The organism is Microcoleus sp. A2-C3 (genome assembly GCF_036706065.1).
Classification (GTDB): Bacteria; Cyanobacteriota; Cyanobacteriia; order Cyanobacteriales; family Microcoleaceae; genus Microcoleus.
The window spans coordinates 1-22,111 of sequence record NZ_JAUBVX010000073.1; the positions used below are offsets into that span (position 1 = coordinate 1).

A 22,111-nucleotide genomic window follows, 5' to 3' on the forward strand; every position below is an offset into this window, starting at 1 on the left:
ATCATAGTTCTCTTGCCAGGATTACGGGATGTTTGGTTTCACCCTTTTTTAATTCGCCAACAGTCTCTTTCAACCGCGACTACACAAACAAAGTCTGCCTACCCAGACTCAAGAATAGAACCCGCAAAACATCAATTTATGACCCCAAAAATTATCGGCACAATTACCACATACCCAGGCATGAACCAAAGCGATTGGTTGTGGCAACAAACACCGGAAGATTTCGGAAAATGGGGCAACATTCAAATGCTCGCCAACCATCCAGAACCAGATTTTTTACTCATGTATCAATTCGACTTTCCCCGACAGCCCAAACAGCAGTCATGGCTCGACAAAATACGCCAATACAAGCATCAAAATCCAGATAATGACATTCGAGATAAATTCCGCAACGTTCCCAAAGAACGCATTATCTACCTAATTAGAGAGCCACCTTTAGCAGAAGTAATTGAGATCACCAAAGCCAACTACGAACAAGCAAAACTTGATTGCGGTTACGTTTCCGGGCCCGACGACTTCGCACCCAAACCCGATTATATGCCCGCGATTTGGTATCACTCTAACTCATTTCGAGAATTGAACGAAATGCCACTACCAAATAAAACTAAATCCTGTTCTTGGATAACTTCGGGCGTTAGTCGCACCGCCAACCATCGGCGCAGATTAGATTTTATAAAATTGCTGCAAGAAGCAGAATTAGATTTTGACCTTTACGGGCGAAATTTGCCAACTTGGGCGTGGGGAAATGGCACGGTTAACAATAAATGGCACGCCGTCGCACCTTATTATTACAATTTGGCTATTGAAAATTATGCAGAAAATGATTGGTATGTCAGCGAGAAACTTTGGGATGCTTTGTTAGCTTGGAATTTGCCGATTTATTACGGCGGTGCGGCGGCGGATAAGTTGTTGCCTGCGGGAAGTTTTTTGCGCTTGCCTAGTTTGGATCAAAAGGGAGTAGAATTTATTAAAGAAGTGATTGCTACTGCGGATTATTGGCAAGAAGCGAGGGAGAAGATTGCTGAAGCTAGGCAAATTATTCTTCATGAATTGAACTTGCTTAATTGGCTATCCAATTTTGTATCTTAGGAAATAGTCGCTTGGTGGGGCGGGTTTATGTGAATTGTTTGTGGGAATTATAGATGGTTGGTCAACCCGCCCCTGGTAGGAGCGGGTTCAGCTAAGAGCACTCGTATACAAGCGAGAAGATGAGTACAAAACCCGCCCTCTCCTCATCTAATGTTTATTTGTAACCACCTACTTAAGACCAAATAAACCGAGTTTTTAAGCCGAAGATACGGGCTGTAACGAAATATTTTCATAAAAAACCCGGTTTCTACGAAAACTCAAATTGTGCGATTGTTCAAAATAAACATACTTTTAATTGTCATAAAATAGCCCTATGCAAGTTCCCAGGCTGCACCCAGAAACAATCGAAGAAGTCAAACAAAGAGCCGACATAGTAGACGTTATTTCCGGTCGAGTTATCTTAAAAAAACGCGGCAAAGAATTCGTCGGATTATGCCCATTCCACGACGAAAAATCTCCCAGTTTCACCGTCAATCAAGCCAAACAAATGTACTATTGCTTCGGCTGCGGTGCAGGCGGGAATGCCTTTAAATTCCTCATGGAATTAGAGAAACGCTCTTTCAGCGAAGTAGTATTAGAACTAGCTAAAAATTATCAAGTCCCCATCAAAACAGTCGAACCAGAACACCGACAAGAATTACAGCGCCAAATTTCTCTGCGGGAACAACTCTATGAAATCTCAGCACTAACAGCCAAGTTTTACGAACACGCATTGCGGCAAACCCAAGGACAAGAACCCTTAGCATATCTCAAATCCGATCGCAAACTTAGCGAAGAAACTATCCAACAATTTCAAATAGGTTATGCACCCCAAGGTTGGGAAGCACTGTATAGTTATTTAGTAGAACAAAAAAACTATCCCGCGCAATTAGTAGAACAAGCAGGACTAATTGTACCACGCAAATCAGGCGGCAGTGGCTATTACGATCGCTTCCGCAACCGCATCATGATTCCCATTCGCGATACCCAAGGCAGAGTCATCGGTTTCGGCGGCAGAGCTCTCGGCGACGAACAACCCAAATACCTCAATTCTCCCGAAACAGAACTGTTCGATAAAGGTAAGACTTTATATGGCTTAGATACAGCCAAAACAGCCATTAGCAAAGCCGATCGCGCGATCGTCGTAGAGGGGTACTTTGATGCGATCGCACTTCAGGCAGCGGGCATCTCCAACGCCGTCGCCTCCCTCGGCACAGCCCTGAGTTTAAACCAAGTGCGGCAGTTATTGCGGTACACTGACTCCAAACAAATTATCCTCAACTTCGACGCCGACAAAGCAGGCACCAAAGCAGCAGAGCGCGCCATTGGAGAAATAGAACAACTCGCCTATCAAGGAGAAGTACAACTGCGAGTGCTCAACATTCCCGACGGCAAAGATGCCGACGAATACCTCAAAACATACTCCCCAGAACAATATCAAGAATTGCTCGAAAATGCTCCATTGTGGCTCGACTGGCAACTACAACAAATGCTCGTCAATCAAGATTTGAAGCAAGCGGATACTTCCCAGCAAATTACCAAAAAAATCATTAAATTATTAACCAATATTACTGATGACAATCAGCTATCACATTATCTACAAAAATGCGCCGAAATCCTCAGCAAAGGAGATTTTCGACTCACAAAAATGCTCGCCGAAAACTTATTAAATCAAGTAGTCAGCGATTGGGGACAGCGGCTGAGTCAAGACGAAGCTTTGACAATGCCTCTGTTAATTAGAAACAAGCTAAAGCCGAACAAACAATATAAAAAACAACGTACCAGCGAAAGCAAAAGCTCAAAAACAGGCTTTTCAGTAGCAGCCCGAAGTCTGTTAGAAGAAGCAGAAGCGCAATTATTGCAGATTTACTTACACTGTCCCGAATACCGCCAAGAAGTCAGAGAAGCCATAGAAGCTAGAGATGTGCAGTTTAGCTTGTCTCATCACAGATTTTTGTGGCACTTAATTTTGAATGCAGAAATATTGCACAACATCTATTTACAAGCAGCGCCTACTGAGTTAATATTGAAATTGCAAGATAGCTTCATTGAATATCCTACTCAACTCAATCAAATCTCCCATTTATTTCATTTAAACGAGTTTTCCGAAAGAAACGTTTATCGCGCGCCTTTAGTCATTCGATCTGCGATCGCCTGTATCGAGCAAATCATCAGCATCAAGCGGCGGAGAATTGCACTCGATATGTGGCAGAAAACCGATGCTGCCATAGAATATTACCAGCAACTCTGCGCCGAACAAGAATGGATAGAGGAATTAGAGCGGCTGCGTCAAGTTAATTTTTACGATTTAACCTCCGTACCTTGGGGCTAATAAGATTTTAAAAGACACGGCGGTTGAAACCGTACGTCCTATCTTTTAATAATCACAAAACAGAGTTTCGCGAGTCTCTCTCCCAGTCACCGGATTAGTACCTTTTGCGACTTTACAAAGTTTTTCGATCATATCGTCTCGCAGCAGTGTCTCAGTAAAATCAGCACCGTCAATCACAGCTCCTTCCAGTCTGGTATTGTAAGCAAAAGCACCCTCAAGGATAGCATTTGTTAAATTTGCGTTCATCATGCGAGCCAAATCCAAAGTCGCACCCCTTAAATTAGCGCCTTCTAAATTTGCCTCTTCCATATTGGCACCAAACAAGCTTACGCCTCGTAAATCTGCATTAGTAAAATTGCTGTTGCGAAGATTAGCTTTATTAAAACTGTCGTTAGTCAGAACTTGTCCACTAAAATCAGCGCCAACTAGAATTTCTTTGTCACGATCCAAGGCGAAAGCAGGTGCGGGATTGATGGCGATCGCCCCAGCGGCAATTACTGCTAAAATAATAAAACTCAGCAAGAAAGTATAAATATGTTGGCGAATTCCAGAAGTCATACAATTTAAAGCTAATGGGCAGCGATGAAAGTTCAGAATTGAATTTTACCAGAAAGCGATCCTCTTCCCTAGCTCCCGCCGACTCCAACTCTCCTCAATCCCCAAAATCTAGGGTTTTGGGCACATTGGGAGAAAACTTAGTCGCCGAGTGGTTACAGCAGCAAGGTTGGGAAATTCTGCATCGACAGTACCACTGTCGCTGGGGAGAGATTGACATCATTGCTCTCGGAAAAGATGAAGACAGCGCCAAAAAACCAGGCATTCCCAATCACCGATTCCCGACATTAGCCTTTGTAGAGGTCAAAACTCGCCGCCGCAGAAATTGGGATGCTGGCGGAATGCTGGCTGTTAGTGCCACAAAACAAGCCAAACTTTGGCAAACCGCCGAAATATTTTTAAGCACTCGTCCAGATTTAGCAAATAATTCTTGTCGCTTTGATGTCGCCCTAGTCAGGTGCGAACCCTCACGGCAAAACACGAAGCATATAGTACCACCCTTAACGGTGCCTAACTCTCAATCCGTCCTTGCCGGAAATTACCTGCTCACCCTGCAAGAATACATTCGATCGGCTTTTAGTAATTAGAAATGTCAAATTAAAAATTACACGGTAAAATCAAAAAGCAATGCCACTTAGTAATTTTTAATTGTTAACTTGCCCTTACTGCCGCCCATATCTCTCTTCAACTTTAACGGACGTGGAAACAGCGTTAAATCCTCTCCCCCGATCGCCTTCTCCCCCTCTCTCTCTGCCATCACAGTTAATTTATATGCGTAGCAGTCTAGGCCAAAGTTTCCGGGCAATATCCCAGACCCTTGACAAACTGTTGGCGAAACGCTTCAATTTCCTTACGGTCAGGACTGCCGTGACAAACCACTGCCACCTGGTAGCGACGCATCACGCTCAGCGGCGACTGTCCGGTTTCCAAACTCCAAAGTGCCATCTGCAAGCGAATTTCAGGATCGTAAGGAATCCCCAGTTCGTTCATAAAAGCCCGAAAATCTCCGTGCATTCCTGGAGTTAAATATTGGCTCATTTTCACCTTCACCACCCAGCCGTCTATTTGGTGAATAACAGTGATAAATTGCAAGGGAAGATGATGAGCTGTGCGTAGGTAATCCACGACTCTCAGAGTAAGGCTAGTATTGGCGATGTAGTAGAGGTATTCCATAACGATCCTTATGAGCCTTATGAGCAAAGCTGATGCTATACCTCTATACTCGCGGACTCTACCCGCCACCACAAGGGGAAAACCACCCGACTTGAGATGGGGGTTTTTACCCAATTTGTTACCCAGTTGACAGATTTTTGACAGGAATTCACCAGATGACAGAGATTGACTGGTCTTTGGACGGTTATGACTACGAACTTCCGCCCTCGCGCATTGCCCAAAATCCCGTAGTGCCGAGGGACAGTTCTCGGTTGCTGGTGGTAGACTCTCCCAGCAGTCACCAACACCGGATTTTCCGGGATTTACCCGATTTGCTAGAACCCGGAGACCTGCTGGTACTGAACAACACCCGCGTGTTGCCAGCGAGGCTCTACGGGCACAAACCCAACGGCCCGGCTGTGGAGATATTGTTGATGGAAGAACGGCAGCACAACTGCTGGCTCGCTTTGGTTAAACCAGGGAAACGCTTAAAATTAGGAGCAAAAATTGAGTTTGATCCACACTGTGAAGAATCCGCAGGCCCTTGCTGTTGCCTTCCCGACGCTGTGGCAGTCGATCGTCGATTGACTGCTACAGTAATTGCCAGGGATGAGTCAACAGGAGGACGGCTGTTAGAGTTTGACATCCCCACAGATGCGACTCTGGCGAAGTTTTTGGACGAATACGGCCATGTACCCCTGCCGCCATACATTGACAAGTCCCAAGCTTCGCCGGAACAGTACCAGACTGTTTATGCCGAAAAACCTGGGGCGGTGGCGGCCCCCACAGCAGGTCTGCACTTCACCGAAGAATTGTTTAGCCGCTTGGAGCAGCGGGGAATTGACAAAACTTTTGTCACCCTCCACGTCGGAGTAGGGACGTTTCGCCCCGTGGAGGTGGCAGACGTGACGACTCACCAAATGCACAATGAATGGGTGGAAGTATCGGCCGCCACCGTAGAGAAAATCCGCGAAACTCAAGCTAGAGGCGGGCGGATCTTTGCGGTGGGTACTACAGCAGTGCGAGCTTTAGAGGGATCTGCCGCGGCGAGTGGCGATTTTTCCTTGCAACCTTTTTGCGGCCAGACAAATTTGTTTATTTATCCCGGTTACAAGTGGCGGGTTGTGGACGGGATGATTACCAATTTTCACTTGCCGCGCTCTACTTTGATGATGATGTTAAGTGCGATGGTGGGAAGGCCTCGGCTGTTGGATTTATACCGAGAGGCGATCGATCACCAGTACAGATTTTATTCTTTTGGCGATGCCATGCTGATTTTACCGGATGTAAGGAAGGATTAACTCATATTTAGCACCATTCTCAAGCTTTCCTTTAGGGCGGCCCGAAGTGGCCACCCACAAGAAAATATATGTGTTGCTCAACAGCCAGGAAAGCCTGTCAACCGAGAATGGTGCAAAATATCAGAAATGCCAATGGTTAATTTTTAATCTATTTATTCTTCCTCCTCTTCTTCATTGCCGGGATACACAAAGCTGTTGGAACGCCCAGTCAGAACCGATTTGCCCAGGGACAGAGCTTTCTGAGCTGCCACTACAGCTTTGCGCTTCCATGTGGCCTTACGCATATTCTTCTTGGATTTGGAGGTTTTCTTCTTAGGGACTGCCATGACGCTAAATACTTTCGGATTGTATAGACAAACAAATATTCTAGCCGATTTTGCCTCACAGGCTCGATCGACTCTCCGACAACAATTGTTTGGGAAGTAGTATCAAGTAGTACGGTACATCAGCAGTTAGCTGCTCAAACAACACCTACAATCGCCAGACTAACGCACCCTACATTTAAATCCCTCAAGGGTGCACAGCGCGATCGGCTTCTCAAAAAACACCTAAAATCCCCGGCTGACGCACCCTACATTTAAATCTCCTACACCTAGTTTAGCCAGACAAGCTCAACCTAGCATCCCCACAAACAAGACGCGGCCGATATTAAGCTGAGCCAGGACGATCGCACTTCAACACACTTCAACGCACTTACTTCGGTTCGTGACTAGCAATCCGCTTACCATCGCCATCGTAAACCTGCATCGGAATTTTCGCGTTTTCGGCGATCGCCTCCAAGGCCTTTTGCAAAGTTTCAACGTGCTTTTCCACAGCTTGGCGAGTCTTAACAGAATTATTGTTATTTGCCTGAATGAAAGTTTGTTGCAACTTCTCCACATAACCGGGAGTCATCTGCACCGCAATCAAACCACTACTAACAGTATAATCGCAAATCTTCGGCTTGCCTTTGCAAGTTCTATCCAAATCCGTGCGCGCTTTTTGCAGATTCCTTTCTTCCCGCAACTTAACTTCAGCTTGCTGCAATGAAATTTTGTAGGATTCGATCAGCGGTTTAGCTTTTTGGGAATAAGAAGTAGCCACCGGAACTTGCTCGGCATAACTCAAAGCTCTCCGCCAGTTTTCTGATGCTTTAAACCAGCCGTTTTTGCCCTCAAAAATTCTAGCTTCTGCTGCTAAAGTCACAGCTTGAGTGTAGGCATTTTCCGAAATTCCTTCAACATTTTTGCGTTCGCGAGCTTGTGAAAGCTTGGTTTCGTATTTCGGAGCTAGCAGTTTACCTTGTTGATAGGATTGCGTATTGCCGGGAATTTCTGCTAGGGTGTCCAGAGCTTTTTCCCAACCTGCTTGCACTTGTCCCCATGTCTCGGCTGTCTGAGCTACTGCTTCGCGAGCTTCTGCTATTTGAGCTGTACTTTTGGCTGCAAGCAACGTTTTTTCGGCTTTTGTTTCTGCGCCCAGGAGCCGATTTCCACTTGCTAAATTCTTCCGGTATTCCTTCGTCTTTCTTTGAGCATACGGATAAACTGGGCTGTCTTTGGGGATTTCTCCGAGTTGAGCGATCGCACTTTGCCACAGAGCCTGCGCTTCCTTCGCACTCTCGGCAGAATAAGACGGATTTTCGGTTTTCCGGGCTGCCGACTGTGCCAGACGCGCTGCATCGATCGCAGATTGGATATTTTGATTTTGCTCGCGATAGCTTTCCAGGGCGGTTTGAGCCTCACTGCGATGAATTGACCAAGGGGGAATTGGTTCCAAAAGTGCGATCGCCCCTTTTAACTGTTCCTGCGCTTCTTCCGGGCTGTTAGCAACCTTGGAAGTTTTCAGCGTCCTTACCGAATTGTCGCTCAACTGTTTAGCATTAGCTAGTGCAGGGCATTCTCCGATCACACAGGGGCGGCTCAACAGGTAATAACCCCCTGCCAAAATTATCGCCGCCAAGCTGACGATTCCTGTCGCCGCCAGCACCGCCCACGGTGAATACTTTGGTGTTTGAGAAACTGTTACCGCTTCCATGTCTAGCGGATTGAAGGGATTTTCTGCAAAATCTCCAGGAATTGCAGCTACTCTAAAGGCGATCGGATCGGAATTGTTGGAACTCTCAGACAAATCAGGAAAATATTCATGATCTCCCTGCTCTTTAATATCTGTTTCTAACGGCATTTCCTCCGCTGCATCCGCCGTATCTGCCGCATTTGTTGCTAGCACAATCCCCGTTTCTGCTGCGGGTATTTCCTTGGTTTTCTTTCGCACTTCCACTGTTTTGGGTCTTGACAAAACAGGGTTGTGCATTGTAAAAGAATGGAAAGCATAGGGCTGTTTTTGCCCAGTCATTTTTAAGCAAAGTCCAATCTGTTGAATAGTTTCCGGTTCTATTTCGAGAATTGCTGCTTCTAGTACCGCAAAAGTCGGTTTAGCTTTGAGAACTAAACTGCGTGGGTGTTCTCCCACAACGGTTAAAGAATCATCTCGAAAATCGCAACTGATATAAAGCGGTAAATTTTTAAATCCGGCTGTTTGCAAGTGCTTTTGCAACTCTACTTCTAGAATTTGTGCCTTGCTTTGTCGCGCTGCTACTGTCATATTTTTCCTCTTTCTGATATCACCACATTTAGATTTGGTAATTGGTAATTGGTAATTGGTAATTAGACAATTATCTCCCAATCTCCCAATCTCCCAATCTCCCCCTCTTCCTTCTGTCAACTGTCAACTGTCAACTGTCCACTGTCAACTGACTTACCCCAAGCCCAACTCGCGCTTGAGCAAATTAATCGACTTAGATCCGATATAATTTTCGGAGCATACCAGTTGCGGGGGACGAATAATATCCTCTCTGGCGGCGTTAATGGCAGCTTTTACTGTAGCAAAGCTCGGTTGGTCGCAGAAAATTGTTCTCGCCGATCGCACGATCGAGTTAATCTTGTAGGCATCCGACAGCAAAGCCGTCATCACCAGCAAATCCTCGCCCCGGAGACTGTGGATAATCACTTCAGTCGATCGCAACATTCCCGAACTCAAACTGACGATACCCAAATAACTATCCTTAGGCAAATTCCCCACTAACTGAATTTCCTCAACATAATCATAGATGTCTACGGGAATCACTCGCACCGAACGGGGCGCCGAAATTAACTCCGCTTGTCCGATAAAATAACGACTGGTGATTACAGTTCCCGCAGAGATGTTATCCAGAAAAGTACCTAAATCTTCCATCGCTACTAACTGGATGGGAATCCGCAAAGCTTGTTCCAGTTCTTTCGCCATCAGCTCGCCCACGCCGATGTCTTCTGTGGGGGCTGTGACGACCACCCGCGCACTACACCTGAGTCGCCAGTCAATTTCTGCCAAAAATAATTCCCTTGCTTGGTTGAGCGTACAGCCCTGTCCCAGCAGTTGATCCATACTTTCTTGAATTATTTTGTTAGCCAGGGGATATTCATCAAGGATCGGGGATTTGAGTTTGCTGCCACCTTCGTGGCCTTGAGCGCGGACGTAAATGCCCGATCCGGCTTGGGCTTCTACAAGTCCGGTATTTTCGAGTTGTCGATATACTTTGCTGATGGTGTTGCGGTGCAAACCCGTCTGCATTGCTAGTTGCCTGGTACTGGGCAAGCGGTGTCCGGGTGGAAACTGGCGCGAGGCGATCGCAAACCTGATTTGATTGAATAGTTGCGTGGACGCTGGAATATCACTATCTGTTTGAATATGAAACTGAACCATATTAAAGGCTCCGACGACTTCAACTTAGTATTTTTATAACGTCGAGTACCGCGCCTGGGATTGCTTGGATATCTCTGCGTGTGTATAGCATAATCTGATTTGGTTCATCTGTGACGGCGGTTTTGCTTAGTTTGCGATCGGGGCTGATTGGCGATCGATCGCAGCCTCCCGAATTCCCCTGATTGTTCAGGTACTTTCAAGTCTTAACTTTATAGCAACCGCCATCATCGTCAGGACATTCTTAATTGCTGAAATCCATGCGGTAAATCCGCTATTCCCTCTATCCGTGACCTCCGTTAAATCCCTTAAAAAATCCGTTGCCGAACTTCCCTATGCTATATTTACTCTCCGACTATTTCCATCTCGCTTGCTATCTTTCTACCAGTCATAAAATAAGTCCGCATTTCCCCTTTACCCTTAATTTCAATCAAGCCACGCTCTTCAAATTCATATTTATCTGACAGCAAATCGTAAGTATAAAAACTAACTTGAATGCGGCCGGGGATGCCGTGAGATTCCATGCGGCTGGCTGTATTTACTGCATTTCCCCACAAATCATAAATGAATTTTTTAGTACCGATTACCCCCGCCACCACCGGGCCGCTATTAATCCCAATGCGGATATCAAATTTTGCGTCTAGCTTCACATTTAATTCCTGAATTGCTACTAGCATATCCAGCGCCATTTCGGCGATCGCCTCTGCGTGATCTGGGCGTTCAATCGGAATACCGCCCGCTACCATGTAAGCGTCCCCGATCGTCTTAATTTTTTCCAACCCGTGCTTGTCAGTAAGTTGGTCAAAAGTTGAGAAAATTTCATTTAGCAAATGTACCAATTTAGTCGCGGACATCGTGGTAGAAATTTGGGTAAAATTCACCAAATCAGCAAAAAGAATAGTTGCTTTTTCAAACTTGTCGGCAATTACCCCCGGTTCGCGCCTCAACCTGTTGGCGATGGGTTCTGGCAGAATATTTAGCAGTAAATTCTCAGTTTTTTTCTGTTGTTTCCTGAGTGCAGATTCCATCTGTTTGCGCTTGGTGATGTCGTGAAAAAATACAGAAATGCCATCGTGACTGGGAAAAGCCCGGACTTCCAACCACACTTTTAAGGGACGATAATATTCATCAAAAGTCACTCCCACTTGTTTGGCTACAGCTTCATGACACTCTTCATAAAATACCGAACTTATTAAATCTGGAAACTGTTCCCAAAAAATTTCCCCAAAAAGTTCTTCCGGCGCACGCTGCAAAAATTGCGATGCTTTGTAATTGATGTAAGTAAACCGCCACTGGAGGTCTAGAGCAAAAAAAGCATCGCTCATTCCTTCTAAAAAATTGACAATTTGCTCATCAGTAGAACGGAGTTTTGCTTCAACTTGTTGTTGTTGGATCTGGGCGCGCTTTAATTTAGCATAATTAATTCGCAACTCCATTTGGCTAATAACTTGCCTTCCTAAAGTCCGCAGCGCTTCTAATTGTTCTGGCGTGAGATGGCGCGGAACTGTATCTATCGCGCACAAAGTGCCTATTGGAAAACCGTCAGAAGTTACGAGCGGCGCTCCAGCATAAAACCGAATATTGGGATTGGCAGTTACTAGCGGATTCCCCGCAAAGCGATCATCTTCGAGAGCATTGGGTATAACTAACAATTCGTTAGGATTTAAAATAGCGTGAGCGCAAAATGCTAACTCTCTAGGAGTTTCTACCGCGTCCAAACCGACTTTTGATTTAAACCACTGTCGGTTAGCATCTATTAAGCTGACTAAAGCAATAGGAGTGCCGCAAATGTGGGATGCTAAAGCTGTTAGATCATCAAAAGCTTCGTCGGCATCTGTATCGAGAATCTGGTAGCTGTGAAGTGCTTTTAGTCTCTCTTCTTCGTTGCTGGGCAAAGGTGCAGCTTGCATCGGCGGCGGCGAGGATATACGGTTGCGAAAAATTCGCGCAAGTCTCCGCGCTGCAAATTTTTGGACTCGCGCTGCTAGTTTTTCAACTAACATCAAAATACCTGTTTGCCAAGCTTTATTCATCTTTTTTTATCTTTTTTCTCGCCTGTTGGAACTGCGGACGATCGCCCTAATGCGATCTATCCCTATATACTTACCGCAACTAACTCCTCAATTTCCTGAGCTTTCGCTGGCAATTTCCCTGTTAATACTTCTCTACCCTCTTCGGTAACAAGTATATCATCTTCAATGCGTATGCCCCGCACGTCCGCGAATTTTTCCAACTCGTCCCACTTTACAAACTCTTTATATTTGGCGCGATTTTCAGAGTTATTCAAAATTGCCGGAACTTGATAAAAACCAGGTTCGATCGATACCAGCATTCCCGGACGCAAAACACGATTCAGCCGCAAAAATCCCAACCCAAACCGACTGCTTCTCGTTCTTCCTGCTGCATAGCCAGCCAAATCGCCCAAATCTTCCATATCGTGAACATCCAAACCGATTAAATGCCCGATTCCGTGCACAAAAAACAGCGCGTGAGCATCCATTGCTACCAAATCTTCAACATTCCCCCGCAAAATACCCAAATCAACCAATCCTTCTGCCATAATCCGAGCAGCTAACAGGTGAATATCTTGATATTCTACCCCAGGACTAATTTTCTCAATACAAGCATCGTGCGCTGCCAAAACTACATCATAAATCGCTCTTTGAGTCGGCGAAAACTTGCCGGAAACAGGCCAAGTGCGAGTCACATCAGCCGCCCATCCCATTGATGTTTCTGCACCGACATCTGCTAACAGCAAATCTCCTATTTGTAGCGGATTGTGATAATGTTCGCTGTGCAGAACTTCGCCCTGTACCGTGACAATACTCGGATAGGCACAGGTCATATTTTCCGAGATGATCACACTTTCCATTGCAGCGCGAATCCCCGCTTCGATTCGAGCATTTCGAGTTGCCGCCATACCCGCTTTGTGTGCTGCTACGGTGACAGCCGCAGCTTGACGCAATTCGACCAAACTGGCTGCATCGTGGCTCAGGCGCAGCGATACGACTGCCTGAGTCAATTCTAGATCGATGCCGGTTGGCGCTTTGGACGGTGCAAGAGCGCGATCGAGAATATCCGACTGTTGCAACCGAATCAAGCTATCCTGAAGGGCGATCGTTGCGCTATTTGTGGAGCGCGCTTTTAATTCAGTCATGGGGAAAGCAGCATCAGCCCCAATTAATTCAGCAATTTCCGCTCTTTTCGGCATTTCCCCGTGCCAAAGTGTGCTACTAGGATCTGCATCATCTAAGAACAGTTCTAATTTGCCAGATTCTAAGCGAATCGCAGCATTTTCTAACGGCAAACCTGCAAAATATAGGAAGTGACTGCTGGCGCGAAAAGGGTAAACAAGTGCCGGATAATTCCGAGGAATGCTGCGCCCAGACCAGAGAATTACCGGAAAATTCACTAAATTGGCAAGTTTTTGCCGCCGTTGGTGTAAAGTAGTTCTTAACAAATCGTAGTTTTTAGTTTTCATCGGTAACAAGTGAAAATTTGAATTGGTTTGAAGTCAGGACTTCATTCCTTAGATTCTCAGCGTTAAAGCATTAAAGTCCTGACTTCAAATTTAGCAGCCATTTTCAGTAAAAGTCTAATCTTTATTTGATTTTTGGCTGCGATCTTTGGTACTATCTTGGCGATCGTCTTTGTCGTCATCGCCGACATGATTGTGTTCACCAGGAACACTGCCAGACTGCGAACACAAAAACGCTATAAGCATTACAGTGCAAGCAATATAGCAAAAATTGAACACCCGCAATCAGCCAAATTCGTTGGTTTGGTTGTTGTTGATTTTGCGCGCTAGGCGATCGTTTCTATTGACTCTTTATATTTTAGACTTTAAAGTATAAGTAAATTCACGTAAAAAACATGAAAACTTCTCACACAGCCTCTAAAACTTCCGTGCAAGTACGCGACTGGCCAATCGAACACTTGCCAGGATTGACCAATGAAAACCAGTCTCAACTAGAAGAATGTGGCATCACCACAATCGGACAACTAATTCGGATGACGAAAACACAAGCAGCAAAAGTGTTGCTAGCACATCAATTACAGATTAACGTTAAACATATTAATAAATGGGTAGCAATGGCAGAGTTGGCTCGAATTCCGAGCGTAGGCTGTCAATATTGCGGGCTGTTGCTGCACGCGGGCGTTGCTTCTGCGGCTCAACTGGCTCAAATGCCCGTGGAGAGGTTGCACCAACAAATCCTCAGACTCCATGTAGCCACAATGCAGCGCAATGATTTGACTCCTTCAGTCGATCGCGTGCAACAATGGATTCAACAAGCTAGATTAGTCAAGAGTCATTAGTCAAGAGTCATTAGTCATTAGTCATTAGTCATTAGTCATTAGTCAAGAGTCATTAGTCAAGAGTCATTAGTCAACAGTATATGAGTTCTTAAGACGTTTAGGAAGTTCTTAATTACTGAAGCTCGTACAGTCGATTCCTTCTTCCTTCTTCTTCCTTCTTCCTTCTTCCTTCTTCCTTCTTCCTTCTTCCTTCTTCCTTCTTTATATGTCAATTCAAGTTTACGGAATCCCGAACTGCGGCACCTGCAAAAAAGCTATGCAGTGGCTCAAAGATTACAGCATTACTTACGAGTTTATCAACACAAAAGAACAGCCACCCAATCGCGAAACAATTCAAAACTGGGTCAAAGCTTTAGGTTTTCAACCAATGCGAAATACTTCTGGTCAATCTTACCGCGCGTTGGGCGACGAGAAGCAAGACTGGACGAGTGAAGAGTGGGTGGAGGCTTTTGCTAAGGATGCGATGCTGCTGAAACGTCCTCTTTTTGTTAAAGATGGAACTGCTGTTTTAGTAGGTTTCAAAGCAGATGCGATTAGAGAAAAACTTGGGCTTTAAATTAGCTGAGTTTAGCGGTTTTTGCGCCGCATAACCTTAATTTCTCCCAGGTCGTCCGTGAAATCCCAGCGATCGTAAAATGGTATCATTTTCGGCAAACAATTAAGCGAAAAACTCTCCACGGCTTGCAATTCGGGATGATTGAAAACTGCATCCATCAATACCGCGCCCAGTCCCATTTTTCTGTGTGTCGGCTTGACAATCACATCAAAAATCATCGCCCTGTAGACAAAATCGGTGATGACGCGGGTAATGCCAATTAGCCGATCGCCCTCATCGACCAAACCAATGGTAACATCAGTAGCGGCAAGCATTTTCACCACATCCTCCCGCCTCCGCTTGTCGCACCAAAACTCGTTTTTGTACAAATCCATCAAGTCAGAAACCTGACTTTCCGTCAAAGTCTCGACTATGCGGTAGTTATCCATTTTTTACCTCAGAAAAATCAGAGGACTAAATTCCTCACCACCAACCAAATTATTATTGTTTTAGTGTTACCAAGCTGGATATTGCATCACCCAATAGTCTGAATTTCATTCCTGTACTTCTGTTTCCTCCGTTTCCTCCGTTTCCTCCGTTTCAAATACTACTTTGTTGTAAATCTCGCTCATCGACATTTGTACTCCCAGCGTAGCGAAAGCAACTATTGCCGATTCTCCCTCATATTCCTGAAACAACCATTGATTCGATTCATTTTTAATATACTGTGCGACTAAAAAATCGGATTGATTGACTAATATATACTCGCGGAATTCAGGAATCGAGCGATAAAACCGAAATTTATCCTCTCTATCGAAATCCTTGGTAGACTTAGAAAGGACTTCCACAATCATGATTGGATTGAGTATCTCGTCGGTATGTCCTTCCGTAAAAACTGGTTCTCCTTCAATCACCATAATATCCGGGTAAGTTCCCCGCCGGTATCGAGGAATCCACAGCCGCAAATCGTTGTGAAAAAGCTCAAAAGGTTTCCCCTCAAGCAAGTTTCCCAAAACTCTACTCAAATTTCGGATAATCCGGCTGTGATTAATTGTGCCGCCTGCCATCTCTACAATTTCTCCATCGCGGTATTCATTTCTAAACTCGGTAGTTTCTTCTAACTGTCGGTACTCATCTGGAGTATAAAACTTTGACTTGGTTTTTACTAACATTTTTACACCTCCACTATATTTTATCTGCGTTAATCCGTATTAATCTGCTTAAATCTGCGGTTAAAAATCATGACTAATAGTATATCACAATCATCGGCGATTTGAATTTGATTACAGAAGACCGGGCGGTTGAAACCGCGTCTATACAAACTCTCACCTGCCTCCGCAGGTTGAAGATATAAAAAAGCGCCTAATCTTTGACAATTAGGCGCTTTCCAATCTTTCAAATCCCACTAAAATTAATCGTTGCGAGACAAAAGATTCGATTCAACTTTCACAGCATAAGTCGGTACAACCTGACTAATTGCCGATTGCAACATGGGGGTTTTGGTGACTGAATCGTTTGCTAAGTTAAACAAAGGATTAGACAAAATTCCAGCCAATGTTGTCGCGACTAAAGTTAGTACGACGCTGACTTGCAAAGGTCGCATTCCCTGAAGGTTCCAGCGAACTTCGGGATAGTTCTTCACCGCATCCGACATCTCTTGAGGTTCTTTTACTACCATCATCTTGACGACGCGGATGTAGTAGTAAATCGAAACTACGCTGGTAATTAATGCCAGGATAACTAAGCCGTAAAGTCCAGCTTGCCAGCCTGCCCAAAACAGATAGATTTTGCCGAAAAATCCAGCCAGGGGGGGAATTCCGCCGAGAGAAAGCAGGCAAATACTTAAGGCTAAAGTTAGCAGAGGATCTTTTTGATACAAGCCCGAGTATTCGCTGATTTGGTCGGTTCCAGTCCGCAGGGAGAACAGGATGATGCAGGCGAATGCGCCTAGGTTCATAAACAGGTAAATCAACAGATAAAATATCATGCTGGAGTAACCGGCTTCGGTTCCTGCAACCAAACCAATCATGACAAAACCGGCTTGGGCGATCGACGAATAAGCCAAAAGCCGCTTCATGCTAGTCTGGGCGAGGGCAACTACATTACCCAACACCATGCTGAGTATGGCTAAGGCTGTGAATACGAAGTGCCACTGTTCGATAAGTGCGGGGAATGCACTTGTTAACAACCGGATGGCTAGGGCAAAACCGGCGGCTTTGGAACCGACGGAAAGGAAGGCGACAACGGGTGTTGGTGAACCTTCATAAACGTCTGGAGTCCATTGGTGGAAAGGAACTGCGGAGATTTTGAAGGCGATTCCGGCGATCGCAAAAACCAATGCAATCACCAAACCGAGAGATTGACCTTCATTCACAGTAGACAGGTTAGCTGCGATCGCACTTAGCGTAGTTTGGCCACCAGACAACCCGTACAGCAGCGACAAACCGTAGAGAAACACCGCCGAAGAAGACGCACCAATTAACAAATATTTCAAAGCAGCTTCATTGGAACGCGGATCGCGTTTTGTGTAACCCGTCAGCAAATAAGACGAGATACTCAGAGTTTCCAACGAAATAAAAATCATCACCAATTCATTAGCGCCGGAAAGGAACATTGCTCCCAAAGTAGCGCTGAGCAAAATGCAGATAAATTCCGCTAAAGCAGTACCCGTTTGCAGTACATAGCGGACGGATATCAAAATAGTGACAGCCGTAGTCAAAGCGATAATTCCGCGAAACACCAAACTCAAGGCATCGCTGTTAAAACCACCCAGAAACGAGATGGTATTAACGTTATCCCACTGCAAACACAAAGCACCAACGGCGGCTAGCAAACCCGCAACGGCAACGTAGGGAGTCCAATTAGAGGAACTGCGGCCTACGATTAAATCGCCGACGAGAACCACCAAGAGGGTGACAATGATGATTCCCTCGGGCAAGATAGTTCCAGCATTTAGCTGGGCGGCAAGAGTAGCAAAATCCATATTTTCACGCAGGTTGGTTAGTACAGACCCAAATGGCTGTAATGGGCAGCGAATTAGTAAAAATTCTTTACCAAACTGGATTGTAACCGATTGCTGCTTCGCGATCCCACTTGGGCAGGTGTTTGTTGCGGGGAGTCGGCGGGAGTTGGCGGGATTCGGCGGTTGAAACCGCTTATTGTCAAACAATGTCCGCCGACGCGGACTGAAGAATTAAGCCACAATATAGAAAATCCAACCAATCACTCGGCATGACTGACTCGCTAATTGCCTACAAACAGCAGATTCTCAACGACTTTAACAACCGCCAGAACTACGAAAATGAATTTCACAAACAAGCTGCAACTCGGTTAGTAGAACTCGCAAAATTGCGATCGGGCCAGCAAGTTTTAGATATCGCCACCGGAACGGGTTTAGCGGCGATTGCGGCTGCGGAGGTTGTTGGGCCTGCGGGCAGTGTTTTGGGAACTGATTTTGCTTTGGGAATGTTGCAGCAAGCGAGGAAAAAAGTGGCAGGTTTAGGGCTGGCGAATATCGAGTTTGCGGAAGCAGACGCCGACGAACAAGAATTTCGGGAAAGCCAATTTGATGCAGTTTTGTGTTCCAGTGCGATCGTCTATCTGACAGATATTCCGCAAGCCCTCCGTCAATGGTACAATGCTCTGAAACCGGGCGGAGTTGTCGCCTTTTCCTGTCTGGCCGAAACCTCTCCAACGGCATCTGTATTGTTTCGGGAAGTGGTGCAGCGATACGGCATTACCATTCCCAATCCCAACGAGTTACTGGGAACGCACGAGAAATGTTGCCAAATTCTGCGATCGATCGGGTTTGAGGATATTGAAATTACGAACGAGCAATTTGGCTTCTACTTGCAAGATGCAGAAGCTGCTTGGAATGGCAACGCAAACAGCGCATTTGGACTTCAGGGAGTGCAATGGTCATCCCAGCAATGGGAACAGTGCAAACAAGACTATTTTACCGCAATAAATGCAGTCTCAAGCGCACAAGACTTTTGGAACGATGTCACAATGTTTTTTGTAGTTGCCCGCAAATCCATAATTGGTTTGTAGTGAGGACTTTAGTCCTCACTGCGAAGGGTTTTGATGGCTGGTAATTGACCGGACATAATATTATCCATCCTCAGAAACACGGCGCAATATTTTCTCCCCAATTAGCGCGTGCCTTGGGTTATCAACTAGCCCTGTATCGAGTAGCACAACACCAAAAAGTACCGCCCATCCCTTGGCGCGTTGCAGTGTTGCTTCCGAAGCATTTGCATATTCTACGATCGCCCGTTGGCGTGCATTTTGATCGCCAAAAAGCATCCAAATAGCAGCAATATCTGTCGCAATATCGCCTGATGTCATGTCGCCCCAATCAATAATCCCCGCGATCGCACTGTTGGCAACCAGCACATTGCCCGGGTGAAGGTCGCCGTGCAGCCATGTTGCCTCAACGTCAACAGGCGCGTTTAAAGCTTGATTCCAAGCATTCTCGATCTCTCCATTAATCAGGTTAGTTTTCGCGTTTAGCCGTTGCATCCGTTCCTCAACAGAAGCTGCCCGCTGCTGCAACGGTACGCCGCGAAAGGCATTTGATGGCGCATTCAATGGCGCAGGTACGTGCAACGATCGCAAGAAAGAGGCAAAGCGTTTTGCTTGATTGGCATGGGGTTCCTGTCGATCGGCAGTTACACCGGGCAGCCAAGGCAAGATACTCCACCGCCAAGGATAACCCTGTGCTGGCTTGCCCAGCCTGCAAGGGGTTGGAATAGGGAGAGAAAGTTGATCGGCCAAAATCGGCAGCCAAGTTTGCTCGTTTTCGATTAGTGCGGCTGCTATTTGGCGGCGCGGGAGTCGTACAGACAACTCGTCGCCCAGCCGAAACATCGCATTATCCCAACCAGAATCAACGAGATGAACCGGCAGGTGTTTCAAATCAGGATGCTGGTTTTCTAACAATCTGTAGACGAGGGCCGCATCTATTTCGATTTCGGATATCGGCGTTCCTATTGAACTCGGTTTTCCCTGCAACTCCATATTTGTCTTATTAGCTTGACTGTCGCTTTTTTAAGGATAACGGAGGGCGATCGCGAACAATGCCGCTGCCACAAACGCTGCTAACGCCCGAATGTGATTCCACATTGTCCAGCTAACCAGGTAGCTAGCCCATAGTTTCGCGCCCTCAGCGCTACTAGGCTCGACTTTCGCCAGCGCATCGTTTAGCGGTACATTAAATGCGATCGTCACTCCCACCGTACCGATGAGATACAACAAGCTACCCATCAGCAAATAGATAGTACCTGGTTGATGCCACTTTAATGAGGAGAAAACCAGAAAAATGCAAGCCGCAGCCGTTCCCAGAAACATAATCATAAACAACGGATTGATGACTGTAATATTGATCGATTGCATGGCCGCAATGCCCTGAGTCGGGGGAAGCCGGCTAAGGGCGTTCATCACAAAAGTTGAGAAGGCAAAAAAGACTCCGGCTATCAGCCCGCAGCCCAGTGCCGAGCAAAGTTTCAATGCGAAATGTTGTTGAATAATTAGATGTTGCGGTATCAACTTACCCTCCTATAATTTGACAAAATAGGCATCAGAAACCACACGAAAAACGTCAACATTTATACCGTAATTGGCAGCCATGAATATTGATACTGCAACTGCACGGGCAGTGAGTGAAGAACGTTCTATTTTTTCGTAAAGTTACATGATACATTTTTTTTGACCTGTCAAGTATGAATGCACCAAGTTAGGTGGTGAACAGCATATTTGATCGAGCCAATTTGCTCGATCGCCATTACAAATCGCATTGTTTTCATCCTTAGTCAGCTATGGGACTGTTCCTGGTGCCAATCTGCTCGGTTGAGGCGATAAACAAAGCAATCATCATCACCAAACCGTCGCGGTTCCACAAATTGGAAACCAAAACGTTCGTAGAAGCGGTGGGCGCGGGTATTGCTGGCAAGCGGATCGATGAGTACAGCCGTCACAGCAGAGTCGGAGAAACATCGAACAAGTGCAAGCTGCATCATTTGTGTGCCGTAGCCTTTACCCAAATCCGTCTTTTCTCCAATCCAAATATCAATGGCGCGAAGATTAGCAGCAACATCACCCCAGTAGTGACTATCCTCAAGTGCCGGATCGATAATCTGGATAAATCCGATCGCCCGACCATCGAGTTCAGCAATCAATTGTTCTCTCCAGTCGGGAGTGCGATCGAGTTCTATCTCCCAACCCCAATCATCATTAGGATCGGCATTAACCACGTGAGGTTGCTCATCCCAGCGTCGCAGCAGATCCAAATCGGCGGGGGTGGCGGGGCGTAGGTTGATCATCACTTCTTTGAATGTAAAACTTGTTGTAGCTTTGCTGTCACACAACGGCAGAACGCCTCTTTCATAGACGATCGGCAATTGGGCGAATGAACGATCGGGCGATCGCTAAATCACGGAAACAACAGGATAATTATAACTCTCTTTCACCACTAAGCCATCCTTCCAATAGCCGATCGAGAGCTGGTTGCTCTTAGTGTCAATTATTTGACCATCTATTTTAATCGTGAAATCATTATACCAATTAGCAATCACTACAAAGTCATAATCTTTTTCTGCTGCAACAGCAATGTCTTGACTAATTAATTTTGATTCTCTAAATTCAACCAACATCTCCTTGAAAAAATATTCTCTCCCTTGACGGCAAGCTTCTTTACCCTTAGTAACAGTTCCATCACCTTCAATCATCACAATGTCTTCGGAGTAATATTTCTCTAAAGCAGCGGATGTTTGAAAACTAGCGACCAAGTGATTGATATCTGCTAGCTTTAGTTGTAGTTCTTCTAATGTCATAAAAAGTTACTTCACGCGATAGATAAATAGGAAACGTCTGAGTTTGGATTTCACGATCGTTACGAGCCGGAGAGTTCCTGAGAGATATGAGAATGCTGGCACTCAATCGCTTTTCTCGGAATGAAATTATCTGCGTTTATCTGTGTGTATCTGCCTGAAATCTGCGGTTGAGTTATCAATCGAAGATTTACGCAAATTTGTAAGGCGTTCCCAAAATCGTATCAAAAATTAGTCCCACAATATCTGATGTTAGCTGGCGATCGATCGAGAATTGGTCAAATAGTCGATCGCCCTTCTAGTCTTT

Annotated in this window: 23 protein-coding genes; 7 read left to right on the forward strand and 16 right to left on the reverse strand. The window is 45.6% G+C overall.

Annotated features, from left to right (window positions below; all coding sequences use genetic code 11):
- Nucleotides 1–138 precede the first annotated feature (138 nt).
- Both QUB66_RS26950 and dnaG read left to right on the forward strand, forming a co-directional pair.
- Entirely contained in the window at nt 139–1,089 is a 951-nt protein-coding gene (locus QUB66_RS26950; RefSeq protein WP_332970382.1) for a glycosyltransferase family 10 domain-containing protein, read from the forward strand.
- Nucleotides 1,090–1,402: 313 nt separating this feature from the next.
- On the forward strand, nt 1,403–3,400 hold the full coding sequence (gene dnaG, locus QUB66_RS26955; protein WP_332970383.1) for a DNA primase: 1,998 nt from the start codon (nt 1,403–1,405) through the stop codon (nt 3,398–3,400).
- Nucleotides 3,401–3,445: 45 nt separating this feature from the next.
- Here dnaG and QUB66_RS26960 read toward each other — a convergent pair whose 3' ends face one another.
- Nucleotides 3,446–3,958 (reverse strand): pentapeptide repeat-containing protein, encoded by a 513-nt coding sequence (locus QUB66_RS26960; RefSeq protein ID WP_265235341.1) that lies wholly within the window; start codon nt 3,956–3,958, stop codon nt 3,446–3,448.
- Nucleotides 3,959–3,972: 14 nt separating this feature from the next.
- Here QUB66_RS26960 and QUB66_RS26965 point away from each other — a divergent pair, with 14 nt between their 5' ends.
- Complete coding sequence (locus QUB66_RS26965; RefSeq protein ID WP_332970384.1) at nt 3,973–4,542, forward strand: YraN family protein; 570 nt, start codon at nt 3,973–3,975, stop codon at nt 4,540–4,542.
- A gap of 47 nt (nt 4,543–4,589) precedes the next feature.
- On the opposite strand, the gene QUB66_RS26970 is transcribed toward QUB66_RS26965, so the two are convergent.
- Nucleotides 4,590–4,712, reverse strand: a complete 123-nt coding sequence (locus QUB66_RS26970; protein ID WP_265235339.1) for a hypothetical protein — start codon at nt 4,710–4,712, stop codon at nt 4,590–4,592.
- Nucleotides 4,713–4,738: 26 nt separating this feature from the next.
- Nucleotides 4,739–5,128, reverse strand: a complete 390-nt coding sequence (locus tag QUB66_RS26975; protein WP_265235338.1) for a hypothetical protein — start codon at nt 5,126–5,128, stop codon at nt 4,739–4,741.
- 155 nt (nt 5,129–5,283) lie between these two features.
- Between QUB66_RS26975 and queA the strand changes: the two genes are divergently transcribed.
- Nucleotides 5,284–6,408 (forward strand): tRNA preQ1(34) S-adenosylmethionine ribosyltransferase-isomerase QueA, encoded by a 1,125-nt coding sequence (queA, locus tag QUB66_RS26980; protein WP_332970385.1) that lies wholly within the window; start codon nt 5,284–5,286, stop codon nt 6,406–6,408.
- A 152-nt stretch (nt 6,409–6,560) separates the two neighbouring features.
- Here the strand turns inward: queA and rpmF are convergent, their stop codons facing one another.
- From rpmF to QUB66_RS27005, 5 genes are all read right to left on the reverse strand, one after another.
- Complete coding sequence (gene rpmF, locus QUB66_RS26985; RefSeq protein ID WP_006632406.1) at nt 6,561–6,734, reverse strand: 50S ribosomal protein L32; 174 nt, start codon at nt 6,732–6,734, stop codon at nt 6,561–6,563.
- A gap of 367 nt (nt 6,735–7,101) precedes the next feature.
- The gene (locus QUB66_RS26990; RefSeq protein ID WP_332970386.1) at nt 7,102–8,991 is read right to left on the reverse strand and encodes a hypothetical protein; all 1,890 of its coding nucleotides are present in this window, start codon (nt 8,989–8,991) and stop codon (nt 7,102–7,104) included.
- A 153-nt stretch (nt 8,992–9,144) separates the two neighbouring features.
- A complete protein-coding gene (locus QUB66_RS26995; protein ID WP_265235331.1) occupies nt 9,145–10,128 on the reverse strand; it encodes a GntR family transcriptional regulator in 984 nt (327 codons plus the stop codon).
- Nucleotides 10,129–10,469: 341 nt separating this feature from the next.
- Complete coding sequence (locus QUB66_RS27000) at nt 10,470–12,035, reverse strand: adenylate/guanylate cyclase domain-containing protein (RefSeq protein WP_442923334.1); 1,566 nt, start codon at nt 12,033–12,035, stop codon at nt 10,470–10,472.
- A gap of 185 nt (nt 12,036–12,220) precedes the next feature.
- Nucleotides 12,221–13,606, reverse strand: coding sequence for an aminopeptidase P family protein (locus QUB66_RS27005; RefSeq protein WP_332970388.1), 1,386 nt, complete (start codon nt 13,604–13,606; stop codon nt 12,221–12,223).
- 392 nt (nt 13,607–13,998) lie between these two features.
- Between QUB66_RS27005 and QUB66_RS27010 the strand changes: the two genes are divergently transcribed.
- Nucleotides 13,999–14,442, forward strand: coding sequence for a DUF4332 domain-containing protein (locus tag QUB66_RS27010; RefSeq protein ID WP_265235327.1), 444 nt, complete (start codon nt 13,999–14,001; stop codon nt 14,440–14,442).
- 56 nt (nt 14,443–14,498) lie between these two features.
- On the opposite strand, the gene QUB66_RS27015 is transcribed toward QUB66_RS27010, so the two are convergent.
- Entirely contained in the window at nt 14,499–14,654 is a 156-nt protein-coding gene (locus QUB66_RS27015; protein WP_332970389.1) for a hypothetical protein, read from the reverse strand.
- Here QUB66_RS27015 and QUB66_RS27020 point away from each other — a divergent pair.
- Entirely contained in the window at nt 14,648–14,998 is a 351-nt protein-coding gene (locus QUB66_RS27020; RefSeq protein ID WP_265235326.1) for a Spx/MgsR family RNA polymerase-binding regulatory protein, read from the forward strand. The two genes, QUB66_RS27015 and QUB66_RS27020, sit on opposite strands and share 7 nt — an antisense overlap.
- Nucleotides 14,999–15,009: 11 nt before the next feature.
- Here the strand turns inward: QUB66_RS27020 and QUB66_RS27025 are convergent, their stop codons facing one another.
- The 3 genes from QUB66_RS27025 to QUB66_RS27035 all read right to left on the reverse strand — a co-directional run bounded on the left by QUB66_RS27025 (nt 15,010) and on the right by QUB66_RS27035 (nt 17,960).
- Entirely contained in the window at nt 15,010–15,426 is a 417-nt protein-coding gene (locus tag QUB66_RS27025) for a GNAT family N-acetyltransferase (protein WP_332970390.1), read from the reverse strand.
- A gap of 105 nt (nt 15,427–15,531) precedes the next feature.
- Nucleotides 15,532–16,149: a Uma2 family endonuclease gene (locus tag QUB66_RS27030; protein WP_332970391.1), complete on the reverse strand. Its 618-nt coding sequence runs from the start codon at nt 16,147–16,149 to the stop codon at nt 15,532–15,534.
- Nucleotides 16,150–16,388: 239 nt separating this feature from the next.
- The gene (locus tag QUB66_RS27035) at nt 16,389–17,960 is read right to left on the reverse strand and encodes an NAD(P)H-quinone oxidoreductase subunit N (protein WP_265235322.1); all 1,572 of its coding nucleotides are present in this window, start codon (nt 17,958–17,960) and stop codon (nt 16,389–16,391) included.
- A 248-nt stretch (nt 17,961–18,208) separates the two neighbouring features.
- Here QUB66_RS27035 and QUB66_RS27040 point away from each other — a divergent pair, with 248 nt between their 5' ends.
- Nucleotides 18,209–19,027: a class I SAM-dependent methyltransferase gene (locus QUB66_RS27040; RefSeq protein ID WP_332970392.1), complete on the forward strand. Its 819-nt coding sequence runs from the start codon at nt 18,209–18,211 to the stop codon at nt 19,025–19,027.
- Between the two features lie 60 nt (nt 19,028–19,087).
- Here QUB66_RS27040 and QUB66_RS27045 read toward each other — a convergent pair whose 3' ends face one another.
- The 4 genes from QUB66_RS27045 to QUB66_RS27060 all read right to left on the reverse strand — a co-directional run bounded on the left by QUB66_RS27045 (nt 19,088) and on the right by QUB66_RS27060 (nt 21,807).
- A complete protein-coding gene (locus tag QUB66_RS27045; RefSeq protein WP_332970393.1) occupies nt 19,088–19,996 on the reverse strand; it encodes an aminoglycoside phosphotransferase family protein in 909 nt (302 codons plus the stop codon).
- Nucleotides 19,997–20,026: 30 nt separating this feature from the next.
- A complete protein-coding gene (locus QUB66_RS27050) occupies nt 20,027–20,371 on the reverse strand; it encodes an anthrone oxygenase family protein (protein WP_332970394.1) in 345 nt (114 codons plus the stop codon).
- A 416-nt stretch (nt 20,372–20,787) separates the two neighbouring features.
- Nucleotides 20,788–21,297 carry a GNAT family N-acetyltransferase gene (locus tag QUB66_RS27055; RefSeq protein ID WP_332970395.1) on the reverse strand — a complete coding sequence of 170 codons (510 nt, stop codon included), beginning with the start codon at nt 21,295–21,297 and terminating at the stop codon, nt 20,788–20,790.
- Nucleotides 21,298–21,402: 105 nt separating this feature from the next.
- On the reverse strand, nt 21,403–21,807 hold the full coding sequence (locus QUB66_RS27060) for a hypothetical protein (protein WP_332970396.1): 405 nt from the start codon (nt 21,805–21,807) through the stop codon (nt 21,403–21,405).
- Nucleotides 21,808–22,111: the final 304 nt, after the last annotated feature.